Origin of the sequence: uncultured Bifidobacterium sp., assembly GCF_959020145.1 — a bacterium.
In the GTDB taxonomy this organism is placed as follows: domain Bacteria; phylum Actinomycetota; class Actinomycetes; order Actinomycetales; family Bifidobacteriaceae; genus Bifidobacterium.
In genome coordinates, this window is the sequence record NZ_CAUEQY010000017.1 from 1 (window position 1) to 25,397 (window position 25,397).

The following is a 25,397-nucleotide window of genomic DNA, read 5'->3' on the forward strand; positions in this document are numbered from 1 at the left end:
CCGTCTCCGCGGCCGACCTGCCGGGCGCATCCCAGCCAATCCGCGCATCCGTGCTTCGTGCGGCGCAACTCGCGCACGAAGCGGAAGATCATGCCCGCAATCGCCAGCATGTCAAAGGCAAACTGACGGCGCGCGAACGTCTTGACCTGCTGCTTGACACCGGTTCCTTCGAGGAAATCGGACGATTCTGCGGCGGCGACATCAACGGCGGACGCGCGGGAGCGGCGGTCATCACCGGTTTCGGCGAAGTGTTCGGACGCAAAGTGGCCGTATACGCACAGGACTTTTCCGTGCGCGGCGGCACGCTGGGAGTCGCGGAAGGCCGCAAGATCTGCCGATTGATGGACAAAGCGCTCGACTTGAAAGTGCCGATCATCGCGCTTATCGATTCGGGCGGCGCCCGCATTCAAGAGGGCGTGGCCGCGCTGACGCAATACGGGCATCTGTTCCGTAAAACCTGCGACGCCAGCGGTTTCGTGCCGCAGCTCTCGCTGATTCTCGGCCCATGCGCGGGTGGAGCCGTGTACTGCCCGGCACTGACCGATCTGATCATCATGACCCGTGAAAACTCCAACATGTTCGTCACCGGTCCTGACGTAGTCAAAGCGGCCACCGGCGAAGTGATCAGCATGGACGACCTCGGCGGCGGATATGTGCACAACGCCACCTCCGGTGTGGCGCACTACCTGGGCGAAGACGAAGCCGACGCGATCGACTACGCACGAACCGTGCTCGCCTACCTGCCGTCCAATTCCGACCTGCAGCCGCCCACCTACGCGTACGCCGCAACCCGCGCCGACCGTGACGTGGCCAAGCGACTTGCCACCATCGTGCCGGACAACGACCGCCAGCCGTACGACGTGCTCGACGTGATCCGCTGCATCGTGGACTACGGCGAATTCGTGCAGGTGCACGAGCTGTTCGCAAGCTCCGCAGTGGTGGGATTCGCCTGCGTGAACGGGCATCCGGTCGGCATTGTGGCAAACCAGCCGAACGTCAACGCGGGCATCCTCGACGTGGATTCCTCCGAAAAAGTGGCACGATTCGTGCGTCTGTGCGACGCGTTCAACCTGCCGGTCGTCACCTTGGTGGACACCCCCGGATACAAGCCTGGCGCCGAACAGGAACATGCGGGCATCATCCGCCGCGGCGCGAAAGTGATCTACGCCTACGCCAACGCGCAAGTGCCGCTGGTCACCGTGATCCTACGCAAAGCCTTCGGCGGAGCCTATATCGTGATGGGATCCAAAGCCATCGGAGCCGACCTCAACTACGCGTGGCCATCCAGCCAAATTGCAGTGCTCGGCGCGGCCGGAGCGGTGAACATCATCCACCGCAAAGACCTGCAGAAAGCCAAAGACGCAGGCAAAGACGTCGAAGCGCTCCGAGCCAAATACGTGGCCGACTACGAACGCACCACCGTCAACGCGAATCTATCGCTGGAAATGGGCGAAATCGACGCCATGATCGACCCCGAGCAAACCCGCGAAACCATCATCGAATCGCTCAAACTGCTCTCCAGCAAGAAACGCGTGCGCAAAACCACCAAACACCACGGCAACCAGCCGTTGTGACGGGCGCAAAGTGCGCGGATGAATCGTAAGCAAACGTAAACGCAAGAACACATCGCAAGATTTTTGAAACAAGTAAGGAACATCATGAACACCTTTTTTCTTGACCGACTGAACAGCGAGCCGCACGCACTCGCCTTCGCAGGCCAATCCACCCCATGGCCGGTGACGCTCGCCGACCAGAGCGCCAATCCGGTGCTCGACGAAGCCCTGCATACCCACGCCGACGCAGCCCAGGCACTGCTGTACCCGGTGTCCGCCGACCTGCTCGCCACCACCGGGCGCCCGGTCGACCTGTTTGGATTCGAACCGAATCCGGCACGACTCGGCGCTGCCGCAGCGGCTTCCGCCAGCGTTCCGGGCATTGCTCTCGCCCAGTTGGGTGCGCTGCTCGATGCTGCAGCTCTCGGCTACAATCCCGCCGTTGCCAAGCCGGTTGCCGTGCTCGGTCACTCCCAAGGCGTGCTCGCCGTGCACATGGTGCAGGCGATCGTCGAAGCGGGTTCCATTGAGGCGGCTTCCGCGCAAATCGATGAAATTCTTGCGATTGCCACGCTGATCGGCGTTGCCGGCACCCGTCAGGCACGTCAGCTTGGCCTTGCCGCACGTCACGGCGAAGCCACGCCGATGCTGTCTGTCAAGGACATCACCCGCGCCCAGGCGGATGCGCTGATCAAGCGTGTTTCCGGTGCCCGAGGCCCGATCGCAGTGGCCGTCACCAATTCCGCCACGCATTATGTGCTCTCCGGCTACCCGGAGGATCTGGCCGCGTTCGGCGTGGAAGTGGCCAAGGAGCACAAGCACCAGGCCAAGCTGCGCGAAGAGAAGGTGCGTGGCGGTCGCGTGTTCGAACCGGTGCTCGAATACCTTGACGTGACCCTGCCGTTCCACAGCCCGCTTATGGCCGAGGCTGTTTCACAGGCTGTTTCATGGGCGGAATCCTGCGGAATCAACGCCGACCACGCTCGCGAGCTCGCCGCCGAAGTGCTGCTCAACCATGTGGATTGGGCCGCCCGCGTGCGTGCGCTCATGAAATCCACCGATCCGAGCGCCCTGTGGGTGTTGGACTTTGGCCCGGGAACCACTGTCGGCAAGCTGTTCTCCACCGTTGCCCAAGGCACTGGCGTCGGCGTGGTGGAAGCCTCCACCGTGGCCGATCGCGGCGAACTCTCCACGCTGGAAACCCTGCCGGAGCGCACCCAGAACTGGACCCGCTTCGCACCAAGCATCATCCACACCTCCGCCGGAGACAAGGTACGCACCGCATTCACCGAACTGACCGGCAAAGCGCCGGTGCTGCTCGCCGGCATGACTCCGACCACCGTGGAACCGGAAATCGTGGCAGCGGCCGCCAACGCCGGCTACTGGGCGGAACTCGCAGGCGGCGGTCAGGTGACCGCCAGCGTGTTCGACCGTCATGTCGCCAAGCTGGAAGAAGAGCTTGAAGAAGGCCGTACCGTTGAATTCAACGCGATGTTCATGGACCGCTACCTGTGGAATCTGCAGTTCGGATCCCAGCGCATCGTACCGAAGAAGCGTGCCAGCGGCACCCCGATCGACGGCGTGGTCGTGTCCGCGGGCATTCCGGAACTTGACGAGGCCGTGGAACTCATCCACACTCTCAACTCTGACGGATTCCCGTATGTGAGCTTCAAGCCGGGCACCGTCGACCAGATTCGCCAGGTGGTGCGCATCGCCAAGGCCGTCGCGCCGGTCAAGGTGCTCATCGAAGTCGAAGGTGGTTCCGCAGGTGGACACCATTCGTGGGAATCATTGGACGATCTGCTGCTGAGCACCTATGCCGAAGTGCGTGAACAGGCCAATCTGGTGCTCGTGGTCGGCGGCGGCATCGGCACGCCGGAACGCGGAGCCGACTACATCACCGGCGAATGGTCCGCCGAATACGGTCGTCCGCTCATGCCGGTGGACGGCGTGCTTGTCGGCACCGCCGTGATGACCGCCAAAGAGGCGCACACCAGCCCTGAAGTCAAGCAGATGCTCGTCAACACCCCAGGCATTCCCGCCAAGGGAGCAGACGTCGATCCGTTCGCTCCGCTGGGCGAACAGTGGGTGCCGAGCGGCCAAGCCAAGGGTGGAGTCACCTCCGGCCTGAGCCACCTGCATGCCGATATGTACGAGCTGGAAAACTCTTCCGCGCGTTGCGGACGCCTGCTGGTGCGCGTGATGAAGCATCCGGAAGAGCTGGAAAGCCGCCGTGAGGAAATCATCGATGCGTTGAACGCCACCGCAAAGCCGTATTTCGGTGACCTGAAGGCCATGACCTATCTCGCATGGGCGCAGCGTTTCGCCGATCTCGCTTTCCCGTGGGTAGATGAAACCTATGCCGATCGCTTCCTGCACTTGCTACAGCGTATCGAAGCCCGCGTCACCACGAAGGAAAGCGGCGAATTCGCATCGCTGTTCGCATCCCGTGCCGATGTGGAATCCGATCCGCATGCGGCCATCGCCAAGCTTGCCGAAGCCTATCCGCAAGCTGATGAACTGACCGTCACCCCGATGGATGAAGCTTGGTTCCCGGTGCTCGTGCGTGAATACCCGAAGCCAATGCCGTTCGTGCCCGTCATCGACAACGACCTGCTGCGTTGGTGGGGTCAGGATCAGCTGTGGCAGTCCGAAGACTCCCGTTACTCCGCCGATTCCGTGCGTATTATTCCTGGTCCGATCTCCGTTGCGGGCATCACCACCGTTGACGAACCGGTCGCCGACATTCTTGGCCGTTTCGAAGAGGCCATGGTCAAGCGCGTTTCCACCGAATCGCCAAGCGCAGACAAAACCGCGTTTGCCCAGCTCGGCGCGGCATCTTCCGCAGAAGAATTCATTCGCAAATCCCCGAACATCTCGTGGGTGGGCCATCTCATGGCAAACCCGGCGTACGGTACCAGCAACGGTGACGCCAACTACGAAATCCGCAAGATTTCCAGCGAAGGAAGCATCGAAAAGTACGATCTCGACATTCATCTCGATACCTACTGGGACAACGATCCTGACGGTGGCGCATCCAAGCACGCCGTACGCGACATCGTCATCCCGCTGAACGTGGACGGCAACGAATCCGGGCTCTTCCCGGTGGTCGACCGCGACCGCCTGCCGGAACACGTGTACCGCATGCTTGCCGACACCGCGGGCATCGGCAATACCGCCATCACCGGCGACAAGCTCACCGCCATGCCCGTTATTGAGCAGGTGGCAGACAAAGCCGCTCATCCGTTCGGACAGGCGCATACCAGCTACACGCTGTCCGCCAACCTCGGCTTCGACCATGAAGCGGCCACCGGCGGCGCGCTGCCGAGCAATCTGGTGCCGTCGCGCATCGCACCGGACGCACTCGTCGGACCGGCATGGCCCGCCATCTACGCGGCCCTCGGATCCGTATACGTCAACGGCTTCCCGGTGATCGAAGGCCTGCTCAACGCAGTGCATCTCGACCATCTCATCGAACTGGAAGTCAGCGAAGACGAGCTGCTCAAGCACACTGGCGAACAGATCGCACTGACCAGCTGGGCCGAAAACTACTTCGAATCGGCATCCGGCCGTGTGGTGACCATCCACGTCACCCACAGCGCACAAGACGGCACCGTGCTTGCCAACGAAACCGAGCGTTTCGCCATCCGTGGCCGCGCATATTCCGACGCACTGCCGCCGGACGCGCCGGACTACGGCGGAATCGAAGCGGAAATCGAAAGCACTCCGCGCCGACTGCTGCGCCGCGTCAAGGTGACCGCTCCGCACGAGATGACCGCCTTCGCCCGTACTTCCGGCGATTTCAACCCGATCCACACCTCGCATCGTGGCGCTGCCGTTTCCGGTCTTGCGGCACCGCTCGTGCACGGCATGTGGCTCTCCGCAACCGCGCAATACGCGGTGCAGGCGCTTGACGGCAAGGGTGCGCACTACGAAATCGCAGGCTGGACCTACAACATGTACGGCATGGTGCAGCTCGACGACGAAGTGGAAATCTCCGTCGAGCGTGTCGGACGCGTGGCACACTCCGGCATGGTGCTCGAAGTGACCAGCCGCATCGACGGCAATATCGTGTCTCGTGGCACCGCCATCGTACGTGCGCCGAAGTCCGCCTTCGTCTACCCGGGCCAGGGCATACAGCAGCAGGGCATGGTGCTCGACGAGCGTGCCAAGTCCCCGGCCGCACGAGACGTGTGGGAGCGTGCCGACAAGGTGACCTGCGAGAAGCTTGGATTCTCGATCCTCGCCGTCGTGCGTGACAATCCGAAGGAACTGACCGCCAACGGCGTGACCTACCGCCATCCGGAAGGACTGCTCAACCTGACCCAGTTCACGCAGGTGGCGCTCGCCACCGTGGCATTCGCCCAGACCGCACGTCTGCGCGAAGCCGGCGCCGACATTTGGCCGGCCTATTTCGCGGGCCACTCGCTGGGCGAATACAACGCCCTGAGCTCCTTCGCCGGCGTGATTCCGCTGGAAACCGTGATCGAACTCGTGTTCCACCGCGGTTCCACCATGCACCACCTCATTCCGCGTGACGAGAAGGGTCGCTCCAACTACCGCATGGGTGCGCTGCGTCCGAACCAGTTCGGTGTGGGCGACGACGGCGTACGCGAATACGTCGAATCCGTGTCGAAGGCTTCCGGCGAGTTCCTGCAGATCGTGAACTACAACCTGGCTGGCCAGCAGTATGCCGTGGCAGGCACCATCGCCGGTCTGAAGGCGCTGAAGGCCGATTCCGACCGCCGCGTAGCCGAATATGGCGGCAAGCCGGCATTCATGCTGGTGCCGGGCATCGATGTGCCGTTCCATTCCACGCTGCTGCGCAAGGGTGTGCCGGAATTCCGCGACAAGCTTGACGCGCTCCTGCCGCAGACCATCGATTACCGTGGTCGCTTGGTCGGACGCTACATTCCGAACCTGGTTGCGGCTCCGTTCGAAATGACGAAGGAATTCGCAGCCAAGATTCTCGAAGTCGTGCCGTCCGAGCGCATTCAGGCCGCTTTGGATGATCCGCAGATTTGGGATTCCTATGCTGCTGATGATCAGAAGCTCGGTCGATTGCTGCTTACGGAACTGCTGTCTTGGCAGTTCGCCTCCCCGGTGCGTTGGATTGAGACGCAGGCTCTGCTGTTCGGTTCCGCCGAGCAGGGCGGTCTTGGTGTGGAAGAGTATGTTGAGGTTGGTCTCGGCAATGCTCCGACACTCGCCAATCTTGGTGCCAAGACGTTGCGTCTGCCACAGTTTGCCGGTCGCGATGTGACGGTGTACAACGTTGGTCGCGATGAGGGCCGCGTATATATGACCGATTCCGATTCGTTGGTTCCGGAAGAAGATGCCGACGATTCTGCAGTTGCGGCTGCGGCTTCTTCTGCGGCTGCTGCTCCGGCTGTTGCCTCAGCTCCTGCGGCGGCTCCTGCAGCCGTTGCGGAAGTTCCGGTTGCCGCAGCTTCCGCTGGCGCTCCGTCTGGTGCCGCCGTTGCGGATATTCCATTCAAGGCATCCGATGCGATCGCCACATTGCTGGCTTACTCGGCCAAGGTTCGCCCCGATCAGATCGGCGAAAGCGATACCACCGATACGCTGACTAATGGCGTGTCTTCCCGCCGTAACCAGTTGCTTATGGACATCAGCTCCGAACTGGGCGTGGCTTCCGTGGACGGTGCCGCCGAAGCGACGGTCAAGGCGCTGAGCGCTTTGGTCAACAAGGTCGCTCCGAACTACAAGGCGTTCGGTCCGGTGCTGTCTGACATCGTGCGTGACCGTGTGCGTGGCATGTTCGGTGCCGCCGGTGTGAAGCTCGGCCAGATCACCAAGCGTGTGACCGATACATGGCAGCTTGGTGAAGGGTGGACTTCCCATGTGGTGGCTGCGCTCGTGCTCGAAACCCGTGAGGGGGCCAGCTCTCGTGGCGGTGATCTTGCCTCGTTGAGCACGGATGCCGCTTCCAATGCGGCCGCTGCCAACGCGCTGATCGATGCGGCCGTGCAGAAGGTTGCCGCCGACAAGGGCATCGCCGTTGCCATGCCGAGCGCTGGTGGCGCAGCTGGCGGGGCTGTGGTTGATTCCGCCGCTTTGGACGCGTTCGCGGCCAAGGTGACCGGTGCCGATGGCGTGCTCGCCTCCACGGCGAAGTTCGTGCTGAACCAGCTGGGCGTTGCCGCTCCGGTTGCCGAAGAAACTGCTGATGAGAACGCGGCTGTTGTGGCTGCGGTCGAAGCCGAACTCGGTGCTGACTGGCCGAAGCAGGTCGAACCTCGTTTTGACGAGCGCAAGGCCATTCTGTTCGACGATCGTTGGGCATCCGCACGTGAGGATCTGGCACGCGCCTACTACAACAACGATGAATCCGCATTGAACGGTAGCTTCATCGGTCTCGGCAAGACCATTGCCGACGAAGCCGCCTGGTATGCAGGCAAGAGCGACAACGCGGATCTGAAGGCCGCATTCAATCGTGTCGCTGCCGAAGCAGGAGAAAACGCTTCCGAATCGGCGGAAACCAGCCGTTTCGCTGGAGATATCGCCGTGGTGACGGGCGTGGCTCCGAACTCCATCGCAGCCCAGGTGGTCAACGGCCTGCTTGCAGGCGGTGCGACCGTGGTGGCCACCTCGCACAGCTTCAAGCCAAGCGTGAAGGCATGGGCCAAGCAGACCTACCGTGAGCATGCGGCCGGTGACGCCAAGTTGTGGTTGGTTCCTGCGAACCTGTCAAGCTACCGTGACGTGGACGCGTTGGTCACTTGGGTCGGCAATGTGCAGAAGAAGACTTCCGGTGCGACCACCACGATTCTCAAACCTGCTTACGAGCCGAGCCTGTTCTTCCCGTTCGCGGCTCCGCCGGTGCATGGCAGCCTCGCCGATTCCGGCGAACTGTTCGAATCCCAGGCTCGCCTCATGCTGTGGGGTGTTGAGCGTGCGATTGCCGGACTTGCGAAGATCGGTGCCGACACCGATGTGCAGCATAAGTTGCATGTGGTGTTGCCGGGATCGCCGAACCGCGGTATTTTCGGCGGCGACGGTGCCTACGGCGAAGTGAAGAGCGCGTTTGATGCGATTGTGAACCGTGCTCGCGCCGAAAAGGTGTGGTCGAGCCGTGTGACCTTCGCCCATCCGAAGATCGGCTGGGTGCGCGGCACGGGCTTGATGGGCGGCAATGATCCGCTGGTCGAAGTGGTGGAGCGTCACGGTCTGAAGACCTATTCCACCGCCGAAATCGCGGTCGAACTGCTGAACCTTTCCACCCGCGAATCCCGTATCGAAGCAGCCAAGGCCCCGCTCGACGTGGATCTGACCGGCGGACTCGGCAACGAGCCGATCGACATCAAGGCACTGCGTGCGGAAGCCATGGAAGACGCGGCCCAAGCGGAAGCGGCGAATGCCAAGAACGCAATCGCAAGCAACGAATCCGATACCGCGGCCAAGACGCTCATCAAGGCGCTGCCAAGCCCGCGTGCTCCGCGTCAGGCCAAGGTCGATCTTGCCGATTGGCAGAACGTCAGCGCACGTCCGGAAGACGAAATCGTCATCGTGTCCGTGGGTGAACTTGGCCCATGGGGCTCCGGCCGCACCCGTTTCGAAGCCGAACTCGGCATCCATTCCGACGGACAGGTGGATCTGTCTGCCGGCGCGGTGCTCGAACTGGCATGGAATATGGGCCTGCTGACGTGGAACGACAGCCCCAAGCCGGGCTGGTACGACGTTGATGGCAACCTCGTGCCTGAGGAGGATATCGCGGAACGTTACCATGACGAGGTCGTGGCCCGTTCCGGCGTGCGTCCGTTCGACGAAGGCATGGGCAACGACTACAAGGACGGCACTGACGAGGAAGAGGCCGAGGTGTTCCTTGACCACGATGTGACCTTCTCGGTTCCGACTCGTGAGATTGCCGAAGAGTACGTCAAGCTTGATGAAGCGCACACCAGCTTCGCGGCCGATGCGGAATCCGGCGAATGGAACGTGACCCGCCATGCCGGCTCCATGATTCGCGTGCCTCGTCGCGCGGCCATGACCCGTACGGTCGGCGGCCAGTTCCCGAAGGGCTTCGATCCGGTCAAGTGGGGTATTCCGGCCTCCATGGTCGGCGATGTCGACAAGATCGCCTTGTGGAACATCGTCACCACGGTCGACGCCTACCTGTCCGCAGGCTTCACGCCGACCGAAATCCTCGAGGCGGTGCATCCGTCGATGGTGGCCTCCACGCAGGGCACCGGTTTCGGCGGCATGGCCTCCATGCGCAAGCTGTACTTGGATCGCTTCCTCAACCATGAGATTCCGACCGACATTCTGCAGGAGGCTCTGCCGAATGTTGTCGCAGCCCACGTGATGCAGTCCTACATCGGCGGCTACGGCAATATGGTCCAGCCGGTTTCCGCCTGCGCCACGGCTGCCGTCTCCCTTGAAGAGGGTGCCGACAAGATCGCGCTCGGCAAGGCCGACTTCGTGGTCACCGGTGCGATCGACGACATCGGTGTGGAATCCGTGATCGGCTTCGGCAACATGAACGCCACCGCCAATTCGGAGGAAATGTACGCCAAGGGCATCGACGCGCGCTTCTTCTCCCGTGCCAACGATCGTCGTCGTGGCGGATTTGTGGAATCCCAGGGCGGCGGCACCATCCTGCTGACCCGTGGCGATATCGCGTTGAAGCTTGGTCTGCCGGTTGCCGGCGTAATCGGATTCGTGCACTCCTACGCCGACGGCGCGCACACTTCCATCCCAGCTCCGGGATTGGGTGCGCTTGCAGCGGGCATGGGCGGCAAGGATTCCAAGCTGGTGCGCGATCTGGCCCGTCTCGGTGTCGCTCCGGACGACATCGCCGTGGTTTCCAAGCACGACACGTCCACCAACGCCAACGATCCGAACGAGTCCGAACTGCACAACACGTTGGCCCACGCCATTGGCCGCGCCGACGGCAACCCGCTGTTCGTGATCTCGCAGAAGACGCTCACCGGCCATGCCAAGGGCGGTGCCTGCATCTTCCAGGTCAACGGTCTGACCCAGCTGTTCAGGTCCGGCATGATTCCGGCGAATGCCGCCCTGGACTGCGTTGATCCGAAGCTCATGCGCGACGACCACATGGTCTGGCTGCGCGAGCCGCTGAAGGTCGGTTCCGTCAAGGCGGGCCTGGCCACGTCGCTCGGTTTCGGCCACGTGTCCGGCTTTGCGGCGATCGTCAATCCGGGCGCATTCGAAGCGGCAGTGGCCAACACCGCGGGCGTCGAGGCACTGAATGCATGGCGTGATCGCGCCAACGAGCGTTTGGCTGCCGGCCAGCGTCGCCTCGAGGAAGGCATGATGGGCCGTGCCGCGCTCTACGAGCCGATCGACAACCGTCGCTTCCATGAGGATGGCCGCGGCTACAACGCGCACGAGGTGGAGAAGGCCATGCTGCTCGACCCGAACGCGCGCCTGGGCGCATCCGGCTACTTCGAAGCCTGATTCCCGCGTCTGAGCGCCTGAAATTTCTGGCGCTCAGACGCACGATCATCAAAATCCCGTATCTGTCGCAATCTCAGTATTTCGCGGCAGATACGGGATTTTCATATTCTTGAATCACTCTACTTTCCGTCTGCACGATTTCCGTTTGGTGTCGTATTTTCACTTGTGCAGACGCGAAACGAGGGGCGCGCAATGCGGGTGGCAGAAGATGAAGCGCTTAGGTAGGATGGTGTCCTTGCATGAAAACGAAGTGTCGCCCGCCTGCTTCGCGGAAGTCGACATGGTTCGTTTCTTCCTGAAAACTTTCGAAAGGCTGGAAAATGCTGGGTTTAGGGCATGACGTCGTGGATGTGCCTGCGTTCGCCGAGCAACTGGGCGAACCGGGGTCGCGCATGCGAAACCTGTTCTCCATGCGCGAGCTATGGCAGACCGCTCAACGTGTGCAGGTCAAGAGGGACGGTGAGGCGGTGCATCTTGCGGCCCGATGGGCGGGCAAGGAAGCTTTTCTCAAGGCGTGGTGCGAAGCGATTTCACGCAGGGCAAATGCCGATGGAGACATTGCCTATCCGTACACGCTCGACGATTTTCCTTGGGCGCGCATCGAAATACTTGACGATTCCCACGGCGTGCCCCGTGTCATGCTCTCGCCCGAGGTGCGACGCAAGTTGCGGCAATCGTTGGGATTGCCGGTTGATGGGGATGATCAATCGTGCGCAATCCATATTTCCATGAGTCATGACGGATCCGTCGCATCCGCGGTGGTGACGATAGAAGCGTGACCGCAAGTGATTGCGTCAATCGATTGACGTCAATCGCGACAACACCTCGAACCGGTTTGATAAAACCGTAAAATCACGCTACACTGGTGCCAACGTCGTGGCAACGAACGCTGCGGAATCCAACTCATAACAACGAAGTTCCCTGGGAAGAGGAGTCAAGGAATGGCACGGTCCAAATCCGACAAAGCATTTGACGAGCGCGTCGCACAATATAGTGAGGAACTGCGCGAACTATTGACGGATCTGTATGGGGAGCAGGCCGACGAAGCCTTCCGCAACCTCACCGAGCTGATGGCCAAAGCCCACGATGCGCGCCCCGCCGATCTGAAGCGTCTCGACACCAAGCGTCTCGCCGATCCGGAATGGTACAAGCGCGGCAACATGTTCGGTATGACCATGTACACCGATCTGTTCGCCGGGGATCTGAAGAAACTTGCCGACAAAGTGCCGTACCTGAAGGAACAGAAACTCACCTATCTGCACCTGATGCCACTGCTGAAAATGCCGCATCCGCAGAATGACGGCGGTTACGCAGTGGAGGATTTCGACACCGTCGACCCGTCGCTCGGCACCAACGAAGACCTCGCCGCGCTCACCAAGAAACTGCGTGCGGCGGGCATCAGCCTGTGCCTCGACTTCGTGATGAACCATACCGCATCCAGCCATCGCTGGGCCAAAGCCGCTCAAGCGGGCGATCCGAAATATCAGGACTACTACTACTGCCACGACGACCGCACCATCCCCGACCAGTATGACGCCGTGGTGCCGGAAGTCTTTCCGGCCACCGCGCCCGGCAACTTCACCTGGAACGAGCAGATGCACAAGTGGGTGCTCACCTCGTTCTATCCGTTCCAGTGGGATCTGAACTACCGCAACCCGAACGTGCTCGTGTCGGTGCTCTCCAGTGTGCTTGGCCTCGCCAATCTTGGCGTCGAAGTGTTCCGCATCGACGCGGTGCCTTACATCTGGAAGGAACTCGGCACCAACTGCCGCAATCTGCCGCAAGTGCACGCCATCGTGCGTATGCTGCGCATCGTGCTCGAATGCGTCTGCCCGGCCGTAGTGCTGAAGGGCGAAGTGGTGATGGCCCCCAAGGAGCTTGCCGCCTACTTCGGCACGCCGGAAAAGCCGGAATGCCACATGCTTTACAACGTGTCGATCATGGTGAATCTGTGGAGTGCGCTTGCCAGTGGGGACGTGCGCCTGCTCAAAGACCAGCTCGACAAGCTTAACGCGCTGCCGGAGAACTGCTGGTTCGTCAACTACCTGCGCTGCCATGACGACATCGGCTGGGGCTTGGACGAGCCGGTGGAGGAGAGCCTCGGCATCGACCCGCTCAAGCATAAGGAATTCCTGTACCACTTCTACGAGGGATCGGTGCCTGGCAGCTGGGCTATGGGAGAGCTGTACAACTACGACGAGGCATCGAAGGACGCGCGCAGCTGCGGCACCACGGCCAGCCTGTGCGGTGAGGAACGTGCGCTGATCACGCATGACAAGCCGCTGCTCGACATTTCGATGAAACGCGATCTGATGATGCATTCCGCCATGTCGTTCCTGCGTGGCTTCCCCATGCTGAGCTGCGGCGACGAAATCGTGCAGCTCAACGGCTGGGAATACAAGGAGGATCCCGATCGCGTCGAGGATTCGCGTAATCTGCATCGCAGCCCCTTCAATTGGGAGAATGCGGCCAAGCGCAAGCAGGCGGGCACGCTGCAGAAGCAGATGTGGGACGGTTTGAAGAGCGTTCGTGAGATGCGCGACGATCCCGCGTTCGCTCCGGAAGCATGGGTCACTACTTGGGATGCGCATAATGATGCGGTTCTTGCGGTGGTGCGCCACGTTGAAGGACGTACGGTATTGGGATTGTTCAATTTCTCGTCCGCACGTCAGATCGCGCGTCTTGATTCGGACGGCGATATCGAGCTTCCTGCCGAAGTTGCGTTGGAGCCGTACCAGGTTTGCGTGGTCGAAAAATAATTATTACGATTTCGACTTGCGATTGTTGAGGGAGTGTGTATAATGGCTCGAGTCGTTTCGTGTTGGCTTCGGCTGGCATAGACGGTACGCGGATGTAGCTCAATGGTAGAGCCTCAGTCTTCCAAACTGATTACGCGGGTTCGATTCCCGTCATCCGCTCCACACAATCGTTAGAGAAGAAGAAAGGCGTGCTTGACGGCACGCCTTTTGCATACCTGCCGTACGATTGCTTCGACGACTGGGTATGCTGGACGTGTCGTGACAGCGGTGCGACAATCGCAATACAACGGAGCGGGTATGGCACAAACGCAAGGCAACAAGGTGACGGAAGTCGTCGACGGCGTGGTCGAACAGGTCGACGTTTCCAAGCATCCAACGGCATCCATTGAGGCGTCCGATCTTTCCTTGGCCGATATCGAACGGCGCAAATCGCATCCGGGGCATTGGGCGCTGTTCATCGCGCTGGTGCTGGTGGCTTTGATCGCGCCTTACTGGTGGGGACGTGTCATCGCAGTCAAGGATGCGGCTTGGATGGTGGCCAATCTCAGCTTCCTCGATCCCAAAGGCGTGGCGCTGATTTCGTGGACGGTCACCATTATGGCGATGGCCGGTTTGGGATTGATGGTTGCGGATGTGAAGAAATGGCTGTGGGGCACGGTTTTCGTGGTGGGACTCGCCGCCGAACAGTTCGTCGCCGGCGTATGTCTGCTGAGCTTCAACTTTTGGAACGCCACCTACGTGATGTACGGCGATTCCTCAGGGCTGGCCAACGCGGCGAACCTTGGCATTATCGCAGCCGGATGCGGTGTCGCCTTCTATGCGGTGCTCTGGGTCGGATTGCTGGTATGCATCAAAAAGGAATCGAAATTCAATGTGCTGACGCGCAGTTGGGCATCGTTCCTGCTGTTCTTCGCGATTGAGATCATCGCGCTCGCCGTGGTGTTGTTCGGAGGTCTGCTGAACGTGGTCTGATCCGCCATTTGTTGTGGATTCGATTTGGTCTGCCCTTCGTGTATGATTTCCCCTTGGCGTGTTTCGCCCGCGGATAGAGAGCGCGCCGGTATTGGACCGGCAGCACCGCGCAGCAATATAAGGAGGATGCCGTGGCACTTACGGCTGAGGAAAAGCAGGAAATCATCAAGACTTACGCTACCCACGAGGGTGACACCGGCTCCCCGGAGGTCCAGGTTGCTCTGCTGACCAAGCGTATCGCTGATCTGACCGAGCACCTCAAGGAGCACAAGCATGATCACCACTCCCGTCGTGGTCTGCTGCTGATGGTCGGCGATCGTCGTCGTATGCTTGATTACCTCAAGCGCGTCGACATCAACCGTTACCGCTCCCTGATTGAGCGTCTGGGTCTGCGCCGATAGTTACATTCTTCCGCCCGAATGCCTTCCTTGGCGTTCGGGCGTTTTTGCATGACAGCCGCGTTGAGGAAAAGACAGTTTGAAAGCCCAAGGTTTAGGGTGCATGAGGTCTAGAATCTAAAGATGAGGAAGCGACGAAGGTAACGTCGCGTCACGCATGCAGAAGTCGGTTGGAGTCCGCTGAAGAGGACTGCCGATAGTTGGTAAAAGAAAAGAAAAAGGAGGAACCCTATGGAGGGTCCCGAAATCAAGGCTGTTGAAGCCGTAATCGATAATGGTTCATTCGGCAAGCGCACGCTGCGCTTCGAGACCGGTCGTCTCGCCCAGCAGGCGGATGGTGCCGTCGCCGCCTATCTTGACGATGATTCGATGATTCTGTCGACCACCACCGCCGGTTCCAGCCCGAAGGAGAACTACGACTTCTTCCCGCTGACCGTCGACGTGGAGGAGAAGATGTACGCCGCGGGCAAGATCCCGGGCTCGTTCTTCCGCCGTGAAGGCCGCCCGAGCTCCGAGGCGATCCTGGCGTGCCGTATCATCGACCGTCCGCTGCGCCCGCTGTTCCCGCACACGCTGCGCAACGAAGTGCAGGTTGTGGAAACCGTGCTCGCCGTCAACCCGGACGATGCTTACGATGTTATCGCTCTGAACGCTGCTTCCGCTTCCACCATGATTTCCGGTCTGCCGTTCGAAGGCCCGGTTTCTGGCGTTCGCCTGGCTCTGATCGACGGCCAGTGGGTCGCTTTCCCGCGTTGGAGCGAGCGTGAGCGCGCCGTGTTCGAAATCGTGGTTGCCGGCCGTGTCGTCGAAAACGGCGACGTCGCCATCGCCATGATCGAAGCCGGCGCAGGCAAGAACGCCTGGCACCTCATCTACGACGAAGGCCAGACCAAGCCGGACGAGGAAGTCGTCGCCGGTGGTCTCGAAGCCGCCAAGCCGTTCATCAAGGTGATCTGCGAGGCTCAGGCCGAACTCAAGAAGATCGCTGCGAAGGAAACCAAGGAATTCCAGCTCTTCCCGGAGTACACCGAAGATCTGTACAACCGTATCGATGAGATCGCCCACGCCGATCTCGACGAAGCCCTCTCCATTGCCGAGAAGCTGCCTCGCCAGGATCGCATCCATGAGATCAAGGAAGGCGTCAAGGCCACTCTCGCCGGTGAATTCACCGACATGGACGATGCCGAGAAGGAAAAGGAGATCGGCAATGCGTTCAAGGAGCTGCAGCGCCAGATCGTGCGTCGCCGCATCCTGACCCAGGATTACCGCATCGATGGCCGTGGTCTGCGTGACATCCGCACCCTGTCCGCTGAAGTGGACATCGTTCCGCGCGTGCACGGTTCCGCACTGTTCCAGCGTGGCGAAACCCAGATTCTGGGTGTCACCACCCTGAACATGCTCAAGATGGAACAGCAGATCGACGCACTGTCCGGTCCGCAGTCCAAGCGTTACATGCACAACTATGAGATGCCGCCGTACTCCACCGGTGAAACCGGCCGCGTCGGCTCCCCGAAGCGCCGCGAAATCGGCCACGGTGCGCTGGCGGAGAAGGCTCTCGTGCCGGTGCTGCCGAACCGCGAAGAGTTCCCTTACGCCATCCGTCAGGTCTCCGAAGCCATTGGTTCCAACGGTTCCACCTCCATGGGTTCCGTGTGCGCGTCCACGCTGTCGCTGCTCGCCGCAGGCGTGCCGCTGAAGGCCCCGGTTGCGGGCATCGCCATGGGCCTCGTGTCCGGCGATGTTGACGGCCAGCACATCTTCAAGACCCTGACCGATATTCTCGGCGCCGAAGACGCCTTCGGCGATATGGACTTCAAGGTTGCCGGTACTTCCGAGTTCATCACCGCTCTGCAGCTCGACACCAAGCTCGACGGCATTCCGGCTGACATTCTGGCCTCCGCTCTGCAGCAGGCCAAGGAAGCCCGTACCACCATTCTCGAAGTCATCAACGAGTGCATCGATGGTCCGGCCGAGATGAGCCCGTACGCACCGCGCATCATCACCACCACCGTTCCGGTCGACAAGATCGGCGAAGTCATCGGTCCGAAGGGCAAGATGATCAACCAGATTCAGGAAGAGACCGGTGCGGAGATCGCCATCGAAGATGACGGTACCGTGTTCATCTCCTCCGAAGGTGGCGACGGCGCTGAAAAGGCCAAGCAGATCATCGACCAGATCGCCAACCCGCACGTTCCTGAAGCCGGCGAAACCTACAACGGCAAGGTCGTGAAGACCACCTCCTTCGGTGCCTTCGTGAACCTGACCCCGGGCACCGACGGCCTGTTGCACATCTCGCAGATCCGTAATCTGGCCAACGGCGAGCGTATCGACGCCGTCGAAGACGTGCTCAAGGAAGGCGACACCGTTGAGGTAGTCGTGCAGGGCGTTGACGATCGCGGCAAGATCTCCCTGGCCATTCCAGGCTTCGAAGATCAGGAATCCTCCGCTCCGCGCCGTGAGCGTTCCGATCGCGATGACCGTCGCGGCAGCCGTGGCCGTCGTGATGACCGTCGTTCCGATCGTGACGATCGTGATTATGATGATCGTCCGCGTCGTCGTCGTTCCGATCGTGACGATGACCGCGATTACGATCGCGATGATCGTCCGCGTCGTCGTCGTTCCGATCGCGATGACCGTGACTACGATCGCGATGATCGTCGTTCCGATCGTGACGATCGTGATTATGATGATCGTCCGCGTCGTCGTCGTTCCGATCGCGATGACCGTGACTACGATCGTGATGATCGTCGTTCCGACCGTCGTCGCAGCAGCCGCCGCGACGACCGCAATCCGCGTTACGCAGCCGACGAGAACTACGACGAGTACCGTGCCGATCGCGAAGAGCGTTCCGAGCGTCCTCGCCGCCGCGTCCGCCGCGACTTTGATCCTTTTGAGGACTGACGCCTCAAAAGGATCCCTCGCAGCATAGCTGACTGACTGAAGTGCCCTGTACCGGAAGGTACGGGGCACTTTTGCGTTTCCATGCAGATTGCATGAAAATGAGACACGGGGGCATGAGTTTTGTCATAACGTACCTGGGCGCATGCAAGAATGGTGTGAAGAGCCATTAACGAAGGAGTCGTCATGGTCGTTGGCATTATCATTGCCGTCATCGTTGTACTTATTGTGCTTTGGGCCGTCAGCGCCTACAACGGGCTGGTCACGCTACGTAATCGTGTGAAGAACGGTTGGGCGCAGATCGACGTGCAGCTCAAGCAGCGTACCGATCTTATTCCGAACCTGGTGGAAACGGTCAAAGGTTATGCGGCCCACGAATCCCAAGTGTTCACGCAGGTCACGCAGGCCCGTGCCGGCGTGGTGCAGGCCGCGCAAAGCGGTGACGTGGCGCAGCGCATCGCTGCGGAAAACCAGCTGAGCCGCGCACTTGTCAATCTGCAGGCCGTATCCGAAAACTATCCGCAGCTGCAGGCCAATACGAATTTCATGGATTTGCAGAATCAGCTGGAATCGTTGGAAGAGAAGATCGCCTACGCACGCCAGTTCTACAACGATGTCGTGCAGAAGTACAATACCCAGACCGAGGTTGTGCCGACCAATATTATCGCCGGCTTGTTCCATTTCGAACAGGCCCCCTACTTCCAGGTGGACGAAGCGGATCGTCAGGTTCCGCAAGTTAAGTTCTGACATGCATGTAAAGCCCCGTCCGATGACGATGGGGCTTTACTGTTCAATTCGGCTTGTACGGCCATCTGTTGTACGGCCATCTGAGGGAAGAAGAAGCGAGAAAGAGGGATTATGACGGCCAAACAGCATGCGTCGCGAGCGGTGCGCAGCTTCGGTATCGCGATCGTCGTCACCGTTGGCGTTGTAGCGGCCATATTGCTGGCCATCGCATTGGATGACGGTAGGGCCGATCTGAGCTACAAAACGCTCGACTACGATGTGCAGGTGCAAAGCAATGGCGATTTGAAAATCACCCAACACATCGATATGAAACTCGCCGACCGCAGCGATGACGACGGCGACCATCCGTGGAAGCAGCTGTACCAGCAGTACACGCTGAAGGAAAGCAACCTGGCCAATATCACCGATATCAGCGTGCGCAACGCGACGACGGGAGAGACCTACCAGCAGGGTGATATCGCAATCCCAAGCAGCTATAGCACCGACGAATGGAATCGAGAACATGCGGGGCAGTGGTATATCGCCGATGTTTCGCAAGGTGACAGCAATCCGCAGCCGTTCGATCCCGCAAAAGACGGTCTTGTTGCCGACAATACCGACGATCGTTCCAAGAAAATCGAAATCGGCTGGAATATTCCCGCCACCACGTCGGCGAGCAGCCTGAAATTCGATGTGACCATGACCATGCAGGGCGTGACCACCGCCTATCAAGACGTGGCCACGTTCCAATGGGAGCCGCTCGGCGTGAGCAATCAGATTCCCATCGGCAAAGTCACCGGAACCGTCACGTTCCCGGATGGCATTACGGCGGATAATTCATGGGCCTGGCTGCACACCGAACGTACGTCAACCACCGAACGTGGTGATAAGGGGTCGTTGCAGTTCACCGTGCACGACGTTCGTGCCGGCGACTATGTTGACGTGGTCGCCATGTTCGACGTCGGTGCGACCAGCGGTGTGGCACGCACTCGTGATACCACCATCAAAAACGGCATTATGGAAAGCGAGGCCCAACAGGAGCAGCAGTGGCGTGACCGGCAGCGCACAAAAGCGCGTATCCGCCTGATCACGTGGATCGCCATTGCCGTGGCCGGGCTGATCTTGTGTGTGATCGCCGTTGTGCTCGCATTGCACAGTTTCGATCGTTCGCAATACCACGGTGACATCGAGTATTGGCGTGACGAGCCGGAAATGAGCCCCGCCAGCGCTGCGGAACTGCTGCATATCGTTGACAACAAGCATTCGAAAACACTGTCGAGCCGAAAAATGTCGGCTTCCGTGCTCTCGCTCGCTTCGCGTGGAGCAATCGCCATTTACCCGGGGCCGGCCGCCATGTATCGGGGCATTGATATGAGTCGGTCTCGCAATGCCGATATCGCGCAGCTGATTTCCAATGATCCAGCTCGTGCGCGTGATGCAGGCAAAACCAGCACCATCGTGATACTGCCGGTGGTGTTCGATAACCCGCAGTCATTGGCGCTGAGCCAGAGCGAACGTACCGCGCTCGACCTGCTGGTGAAGGCGTCCGAACGCATTGGTTCTCCGGTGTTCGATCTGAAACAGATGGACAAGAATTTCTCCGATTGGTCGAAGGGCTACAAGTATCAGGAAAAGTTTACGAATGCGTGCAGTAGCGAATTCTCCATGTTGGGTGCCACTTCGTCATGCGGCGGGGGAGCGTTCGCCGCAGGCATCTGCGCCGCGATCCTGGCGTTCCTTTCCATAGTGTATTTTGGCGTGATCGGCAATCTTGCGTTGGGCGTGCTGATTTCCGCGCCGATGATGTTCGCGTCCGTGTTTGCGCTGAGCTACCTCAAATTGAAGGGGCTTAACGACAATGGTCAGCGTCTTGCCGGTCAGGTGGTCGGTTTGAAACGGTATATGGAGGATTTCAGCGACTTCCGTGATCGTGGTGTGGCTGATCTGACGTTGTGGGGTCGCTACATGGTGTACGCCACCGCGTTCGGCATTTCCGAAAAGGCGATGAAGCAGCTGCTCAAGGCGTACCCGCAGCTTGCCGACCCGAATTGGCTTGATGCCAACGCTTCCGATTCGCTGCTTTACTGGAGTTACCGTTCATGGTATTTCAATCATCATTACGCCGGTCCTGCTTCGTGTGATACGAATTCGATGGATTTCTCGCCGAGCGCCAATTTTGGTGATATTGGCGCGCAGTTGGAATCAGGTTTTGCTGATATTCAATCGACGATTGCCGCGGCATCTCCGTCCAGCAGTTACGGTGGTTCCGGTGGTAGCTTCTCCGGCGGTGGTTTCGGCGGTTCCTCCGGTGGTTCCGGCGGCGGCAGCTTCGGTGGTCGCTGATCTGCGGCATTACGCGCATGTTTGGTGGGTTTGTTGTCTGCTGAGGCGGGTCGGCTGGTAAGGTTGCATTCGGAAAGACACTCTGTACGTTGTTGAAGGAGATCGGGATGGCTTTGTTCCGTAATCTTGGACCGTTCCGCACCACGGCCATCGGCCATGGTGAAATGCCGTTGACCATTGAAAACAATCGTGGTCACGATGTCGGTATTGAAACATTGCACGCCTCGTTGGATGCCGGATGCCGTCACATCGACACCGCTTGGGCGTACTACACGCCGGGCGAAGAGGAACAGACCGGCGAAAAGCTGGTGCGTGAGGCGCTTGACTCGTGGAAGGGCCCGCGTGAGGAAGTCACCGTGGCCACCAAGGTGGGCTTGCGCCGCGCTTGGGAGGGTGACAAGCCGGTTTGGCCGCGTGACGGCAAGCCGGAGCATCTGATCGAATACGGCAAGCAGTCCGCGATGGCGCTTGGCGTTGACAGCATCGATCTGCTGTACCTGCACCGTCATGATCCGGAAGTGCCGTACAACGAGTCCTGCGAAGGCATCAAGGCGCTGCTCGATCAGGGCGTGGCCCAGTGGGCGGGTGTTTCCAACGTGAGCATCGAACAGTTGAAGATCGCGCAGGAGATCCTCGGCGACAAGCTTGTGGCCGTGCAGAACCAGTATTCTCCGATTCATCTGGACACCCAAGATACGCTTGACTATTGCGCCGAGCAGGGTCTGGCGTTCGTGTGCTGGAGTCCGTTGGGCGGCTACCGTCACCCGTACGACGAGCACCTGTTCGATCCGTTCCGCGAGGTGGCCGAAGCCCGTGGCGTGAGCTACCAGCGTGTGGTGCTCGCATGGGAGCTGGCCAAGGGCGACCACATGTTCGTGATTCCCGGCGCCCATCGACCGGAAACCATTCTCGATTCCCTCAAGGCCGACGAGCTCGAACTCACCGAAGAGGAACTCGCCAAACTCGGCTGAGTGTCAGATTCGCAACGTTTTGCGTCAAGGCGTCCGTCTCCACGATGGACGCCTTTGTTTTTCCGCATGTGTTTTTCCTCGTATGTATTTCCCGGATGCGGCAGAAGTGTCCCGTGAATAGTCGAGAATATAGAGCGGAAAAATCGAGTAAGAGGAACAAGCGTGCAAAGAAGAAACAAGCCTGAAGTATTGGCTCCCGCGGGCAATCTGCGAGGACTGAAAACCGCCGTCGATTACGGTGCGGACGCCGTCTACTGCGGAGGTAAAGCGTTCGGCATGCGTTCGGCGCCGAAAAACCTGAGTTTGGAGGATTTCGAAGAAGGCTCCCGTTACGCGCATGAGCGTGGCGCTCGCGTGTATGTGACCTGCAATGTGTTGCCGCGCAACAATGAAGTCGAAGCGATGCGCGAATACATCGGCCAGCTCAAAGACACCGGCGTGGACGCACTGATCGTTTCCGACATCGGCGTGATGCTCATGGCTCGCGAAGTGGCGCCGAACCTGGAACTGCATGTGAGCACGCAGGCGGGAGTCACCAACTATCAGGCAGCGAACGCCTTCTACCAGTTGGGTGCACGTCGTGTGGTGCTTGCCCGTGAAATGGATCTGCAGGCCGTGCGAGACATTCGCGCACGCATTCCCGACGATCTTGACATCGAATGCTTCGTGCATGGCGCGATGTGCATGGCGTTCTCCGGTCGTTGTCTGTTCTCCAATTATCTGACCGGACGTGACGGCAATCATGGCGAATGCGCTCAACCGTGCCGCTGGAAGTATTCCATCGTCGAAGAAAAGCGCCCCGGCCAGTATTTTCCGATAGAACAGACTAAGGAAGGCGCGTATCTGTTCAATTCGCAGGATATGAACATGCTTGCGCATATCGACGATCTGCTTGATTCGGGTGCGACCAGTCTGAAAATCGAAGGACGTTCCAAGAGCGCCTACTATATTGCGGCGATGACGAACGCTTACAAGACCGCCGTTGACGCATACATGGTGCAACGCGGTTTTGAAGACGAGGATGGCACTGTGCTGAAGCCATTCCATGACCGTGTGATTCGCCCGTCTGATCCGGATTACGGCAAGCCGGAAACCACCGATTTGATTATGGAACATGCGGATGGCGCGTTCGCGGGGAAGCCGGATATTGCAACCGTTCCAGTCGCTTCCGCCGGCGAACCGGATGATCTGAGCTACCATGCGCGTAGTACGAGGCGTAAGTCGAACACGGCTGCGGAAATCCTGCCGGAAGGCTGGTATCACGCCGGAGTGCGCCCGGCGGAACACGTGTCCCTGCCTGACTGGTTGCTGGACGAGCCAGACAAGGTGGCGCACCGCGACTATTCCACCGGCTTCTACTATCCGGAACACAAAGTGCAGCAAAGCACCGACCGTTCCGCGTATTTCCGCGCTTGGCTGGTGGTTGGCGAAGTGCTCTCGTGGAGCGAAGAAGACGGCGGCCGTGTGACCATTATGAGCCGCAACAAAATCGAAGCCGGTCAGGAAGTCGAATTCGTGCTACCGGGCGCGGCGCCGCTCGCCTACACCGTTCCCGCAGGCGGATTCCGTGACGCCGACGGACATTGGGTCGAATCCATCAACAATCCGGCGCATGTCTTCTCCATGCCATGCCCGCAGGAAGTGCCCGTGAACGCAGCCATCCGATCTCGTACCAAAAAGCCGACGCTCAAAGCGGAATAATTGCGAAAAACGTCGTGTAGACGCAGAAAATCAGCAGAAATAAGTTGAAATAATCGTAGAACAATCAAGGGAAACAAAAAAAATGACTGACAAGCAGTATGACGATGCGATTCTTGACAGCAATGCGATCGACCCGACCGACGTGGACGGCAATCCAATCCCAGTAACCATTCCGATCATGCTTGCGCCGGGCGTCAAAGTCGTGTACACCACGCGACTTGGTGGCACCAGCGAAGGCGATTATGCGCACTGCAATCTCGGAGACAAGTCCGGCGATGATCCGAACCATGTGCTCGCCAATCGTGTGGCGCTCTCCAACGCCATCGACGCGAAGCTGAGCCTGGTCAGCCAGGTGCATTCCGGCGTTGCCGTCGATGTGGACGAATTGTTCGTCATGAACCGTCCGTTCGGTTTCGACGTGTCCGGCAGCAAGGGCGAAACCGCTCAGCAGGTGGGCGAAACCGCGGATGAGCCGGCAGTGGTTGAAGCGGACGGCCAGGTGACCGCTCAGAAGAACGTGGCGCTCGGCATGTTCGCGGCCGACTGCCTGCCGGTGCTCATGACCGATCCGGAAGCTGGCGTGATCGGCGCCGCGCATTGCGGCCGTCGTGGCCTGCAGAACGGTGTGATCGGCGCCACCATCGAAAAGATGGTGTCCAAGGGAGCCAGGCCGGAGCGTATTGTCGCCACGCTGGGCCCGTGCATCTGCGGCGACTGCTACGAGGTTGGCGGAGACATTGCCGACGAATTCGACGCGCAGTTCCCCGGAACCTTCACGCTGAGCCGTTTCGGCCAGCCGGGCATCGATATTGCGGCCGCCGCGCTGCAGGAGCTTGCCAAAGCCGGTGTTCCGGCTGATAACGTCGTTTCCTCCCGCGCCCGCGTCAACGCAGCCACCCAGTATCTTTCCGAAGACGAGGAATTGGCGGAAATCTGCCAGGCCGATGGCGAAGGCGAACCGCAGCTCGCGGAACGTTTCAAGAAAATCCGCCGTAGCCTGTGCACGCTGGAAAATCCGCTCTGGTTCTCGCATCGCCGTGCCACCATCGCAGGCAAAGCGCACGAAGGTCGTATGCTTGCGCTGATCGTGCGCGAATAGTGGGAGAGCGGCGCGCTATTGCGGATTGCGTGCAGAACGTAAGGCAAAACGCGCTGCAAACCGATTCGGGGGTTTACGGTGGGACGTATGAGTGAGAGAGAGCAGATGCAGGAACAGAAGATGCCGGTTGTGGCCGTGGTGTTGGCGGCCGGTTTCGGCACGCGATTCGATGAGAACAATCCCAAGCAGTTGGTTTCGGTGGGGGATAAGCCAATCGTCTGCTGGAGCATCGAGGCGTTCGAACGCAACGATCGCGTGAGCGACATCATCGTCGTGGTCAACGAGCGTGTCAGCAATATGGTGAACATGCTCATCGACGAAGCCGGTTATACCAAGGTGCGTGCCGTGATTCCGGGTGGCTCCGAGCGTGTGGACAGCACCCGCTCCGCGCTTGATCTGCTCAAGCAGGCAGGCATTCCCGATGGCGCGAAAATCCTCATCCACGATTCCGTGCGACCGTTCGTCGAACAGCAATCCATCGACGGCTGCATCGACAGCCTCGACCAGTTCAACGCGGCGACCGTGGCATACGCGTCCAC

The 25,397-nt window shown here is 60.0% G+C and carries 13 protein-coding genes and 1 tRNA gene; all 14 read left to right on the forward strand.

Annotated features, from left to right (window positions below):
* Positions 1-17 precede the first annotated feature (17 nt).
* Positions 18-1,574, forward strand: coding sequence for an acyl-CoA carboxylase subunit beta (locus Q5H33_RS05955; RefSeq protein WP_302423540.1), 1,557 nt, complete (start codon positions 18-20; stop codon positions 1,572-1,574).
* Between the two features lie 84 nt (positions 1,575-1,658).
* On the forward strand, positions 1,659-10,991 hold the full coding sequence (locus Q5H33_RS05960; protein WP_302423530.1) for a type I polyketide synthase: 9,333 nt from the start codon (positions 1,659-1,661) through the stop codon (positions 10,989-10,991).
* Positions 10,992-11,311: 320 nt separating this feature from the next.
* Positions 11,312-11,770 (forward strand): holo-ACP synthase, encoded by a 459-nt coding sequence (locus Q5H33_RS05965; protein ID WP_004220105.1) that lies wholly within the window; start codon positions 11,312-11,314, stop codon positions 11,768-11,770.
* A 162-nt stretch (positions 11,771-11,932) separates the two neighbouring features.
* Positions 11,933-13,750, forward strand: a complete 1,818-nt coding sequence (locus Q5H33_RS05970) for an alpha-amylase family protein (protein WP_302423532.1) — start codon at positions 11,933-11,935, stop codon at positions 13,748-13,750.
* A gap of 88 nt (positions 13,751-13,838) precedes the next feature.
* A tRNA-Gly gene (locus Q5H33_RS05975) sits at positions 13,839-13,912 on the forward strand.
* Positions 13,913-14,047: 135 nt separating this feature from the next.
* Positions 14,048-14,722 carry a hypothetical protein gene (locus tag Q5H33_RS05980; protein WP_034879988.1) on the forward strand — a complete coding sequence of 225 codons (675 nt, stop codon included), beginning with the start codon at positions 14,048-14,050 and terminating at the stop codon, positions 14,720-14,722.
* Between the two features lie 131 nt (positions 14,723-14,853).
* Positions 14,854-15,123, forward strand: coding sequence for a 30S ribosomal protein S15 (gene rpsO / locus Q5H33_RS05985; protein WP_003807806.1), 270 nt, complete (start codon positions 14,854-14,856; stop codon positions 15,121-15,123).
* A gap of 228 nt (positions 15,124-15,351) precedes the next feature.
* Entirely contained in the window at positions 15,352-18,021 is a 2,670-nt protein-coding gene (locus Q5H33_RS05990) for a polyribonucleotide nucleotidyltransferase (protein ID WP_055062996.1), read from the forward strand.
* A 183-nt stretch (positions 18,022-18,204) separates the two neighbouring features.
* Positions 18,205-18,765: a LemA family protein gene (locus tag Q5H33_RS05995; protein WP_138266629.1), complete on the forward strand. Its 561-nt coding sequence runs from the start codon at positions 18,205-18,207 to the stop codon at positions 18,763-18,765.
* Between the two features lie 111 nt (positions 18,766-18,876).
* The gene (locus Q5H33_RS06000) at positions 18,877-21,087 is read left to right on the forward strand and encodes a DUF2207 domain-containing protein (RefSeq protein ID WP_138266628.1); all 2,211 of its coding nucleotides are present in this window, start codon (positions 18,877-18,879) and stop codon (positions 21,085-21,087) included.
* Between the two features lie 107 nt (positions 21,088-21,194).
* Positions 21,195-22,058: an aldo/keto reductase gene (locus tag Q5H33_RS06005; protein WP_022245281.1), complete on the forward strand. Its 864-nt coding sequence runs from the start codon at positions 21,195-21,197 to the stop codon at positions 22,056-22,058.
* A gap of 162 nt (positions 22,059-22,220) precedes the next feature.
* Positions 22,221-23,759, forward strand: a complete 1,539-nt coding sequence (locus Q5H33_RS06010; RefSeq protein WP_022245282.1) for a U32 family peptidase — start codon at positions 22,221-22,223, stop codon at positions 23,757-23,759.
* An 82-nt stretch (positions 23,760-23,841) separates the two neighbouring features.
* A complete protein-coding gene (locus tag Q5H33_RS06015; RefSeq protein ID WP_302423537.1) occupies positions 23,842-24,858 on the forward strand; it encodes a polyphenol oxidase family protein in 1,017 nt (338 codons plus the stop codon).
* A gap of 87 nt (positions 24,859-24,945) precedes the next feature.
* The coding region (locus Q5H33_RS06020) for a 2-C-methyl-D-erythritol 4-phosphate cytidylyltransferase (protein WP_302423539.1) at positions 24,946-25,397 on the forward strand (452 nt) is incomplete at its 3' end.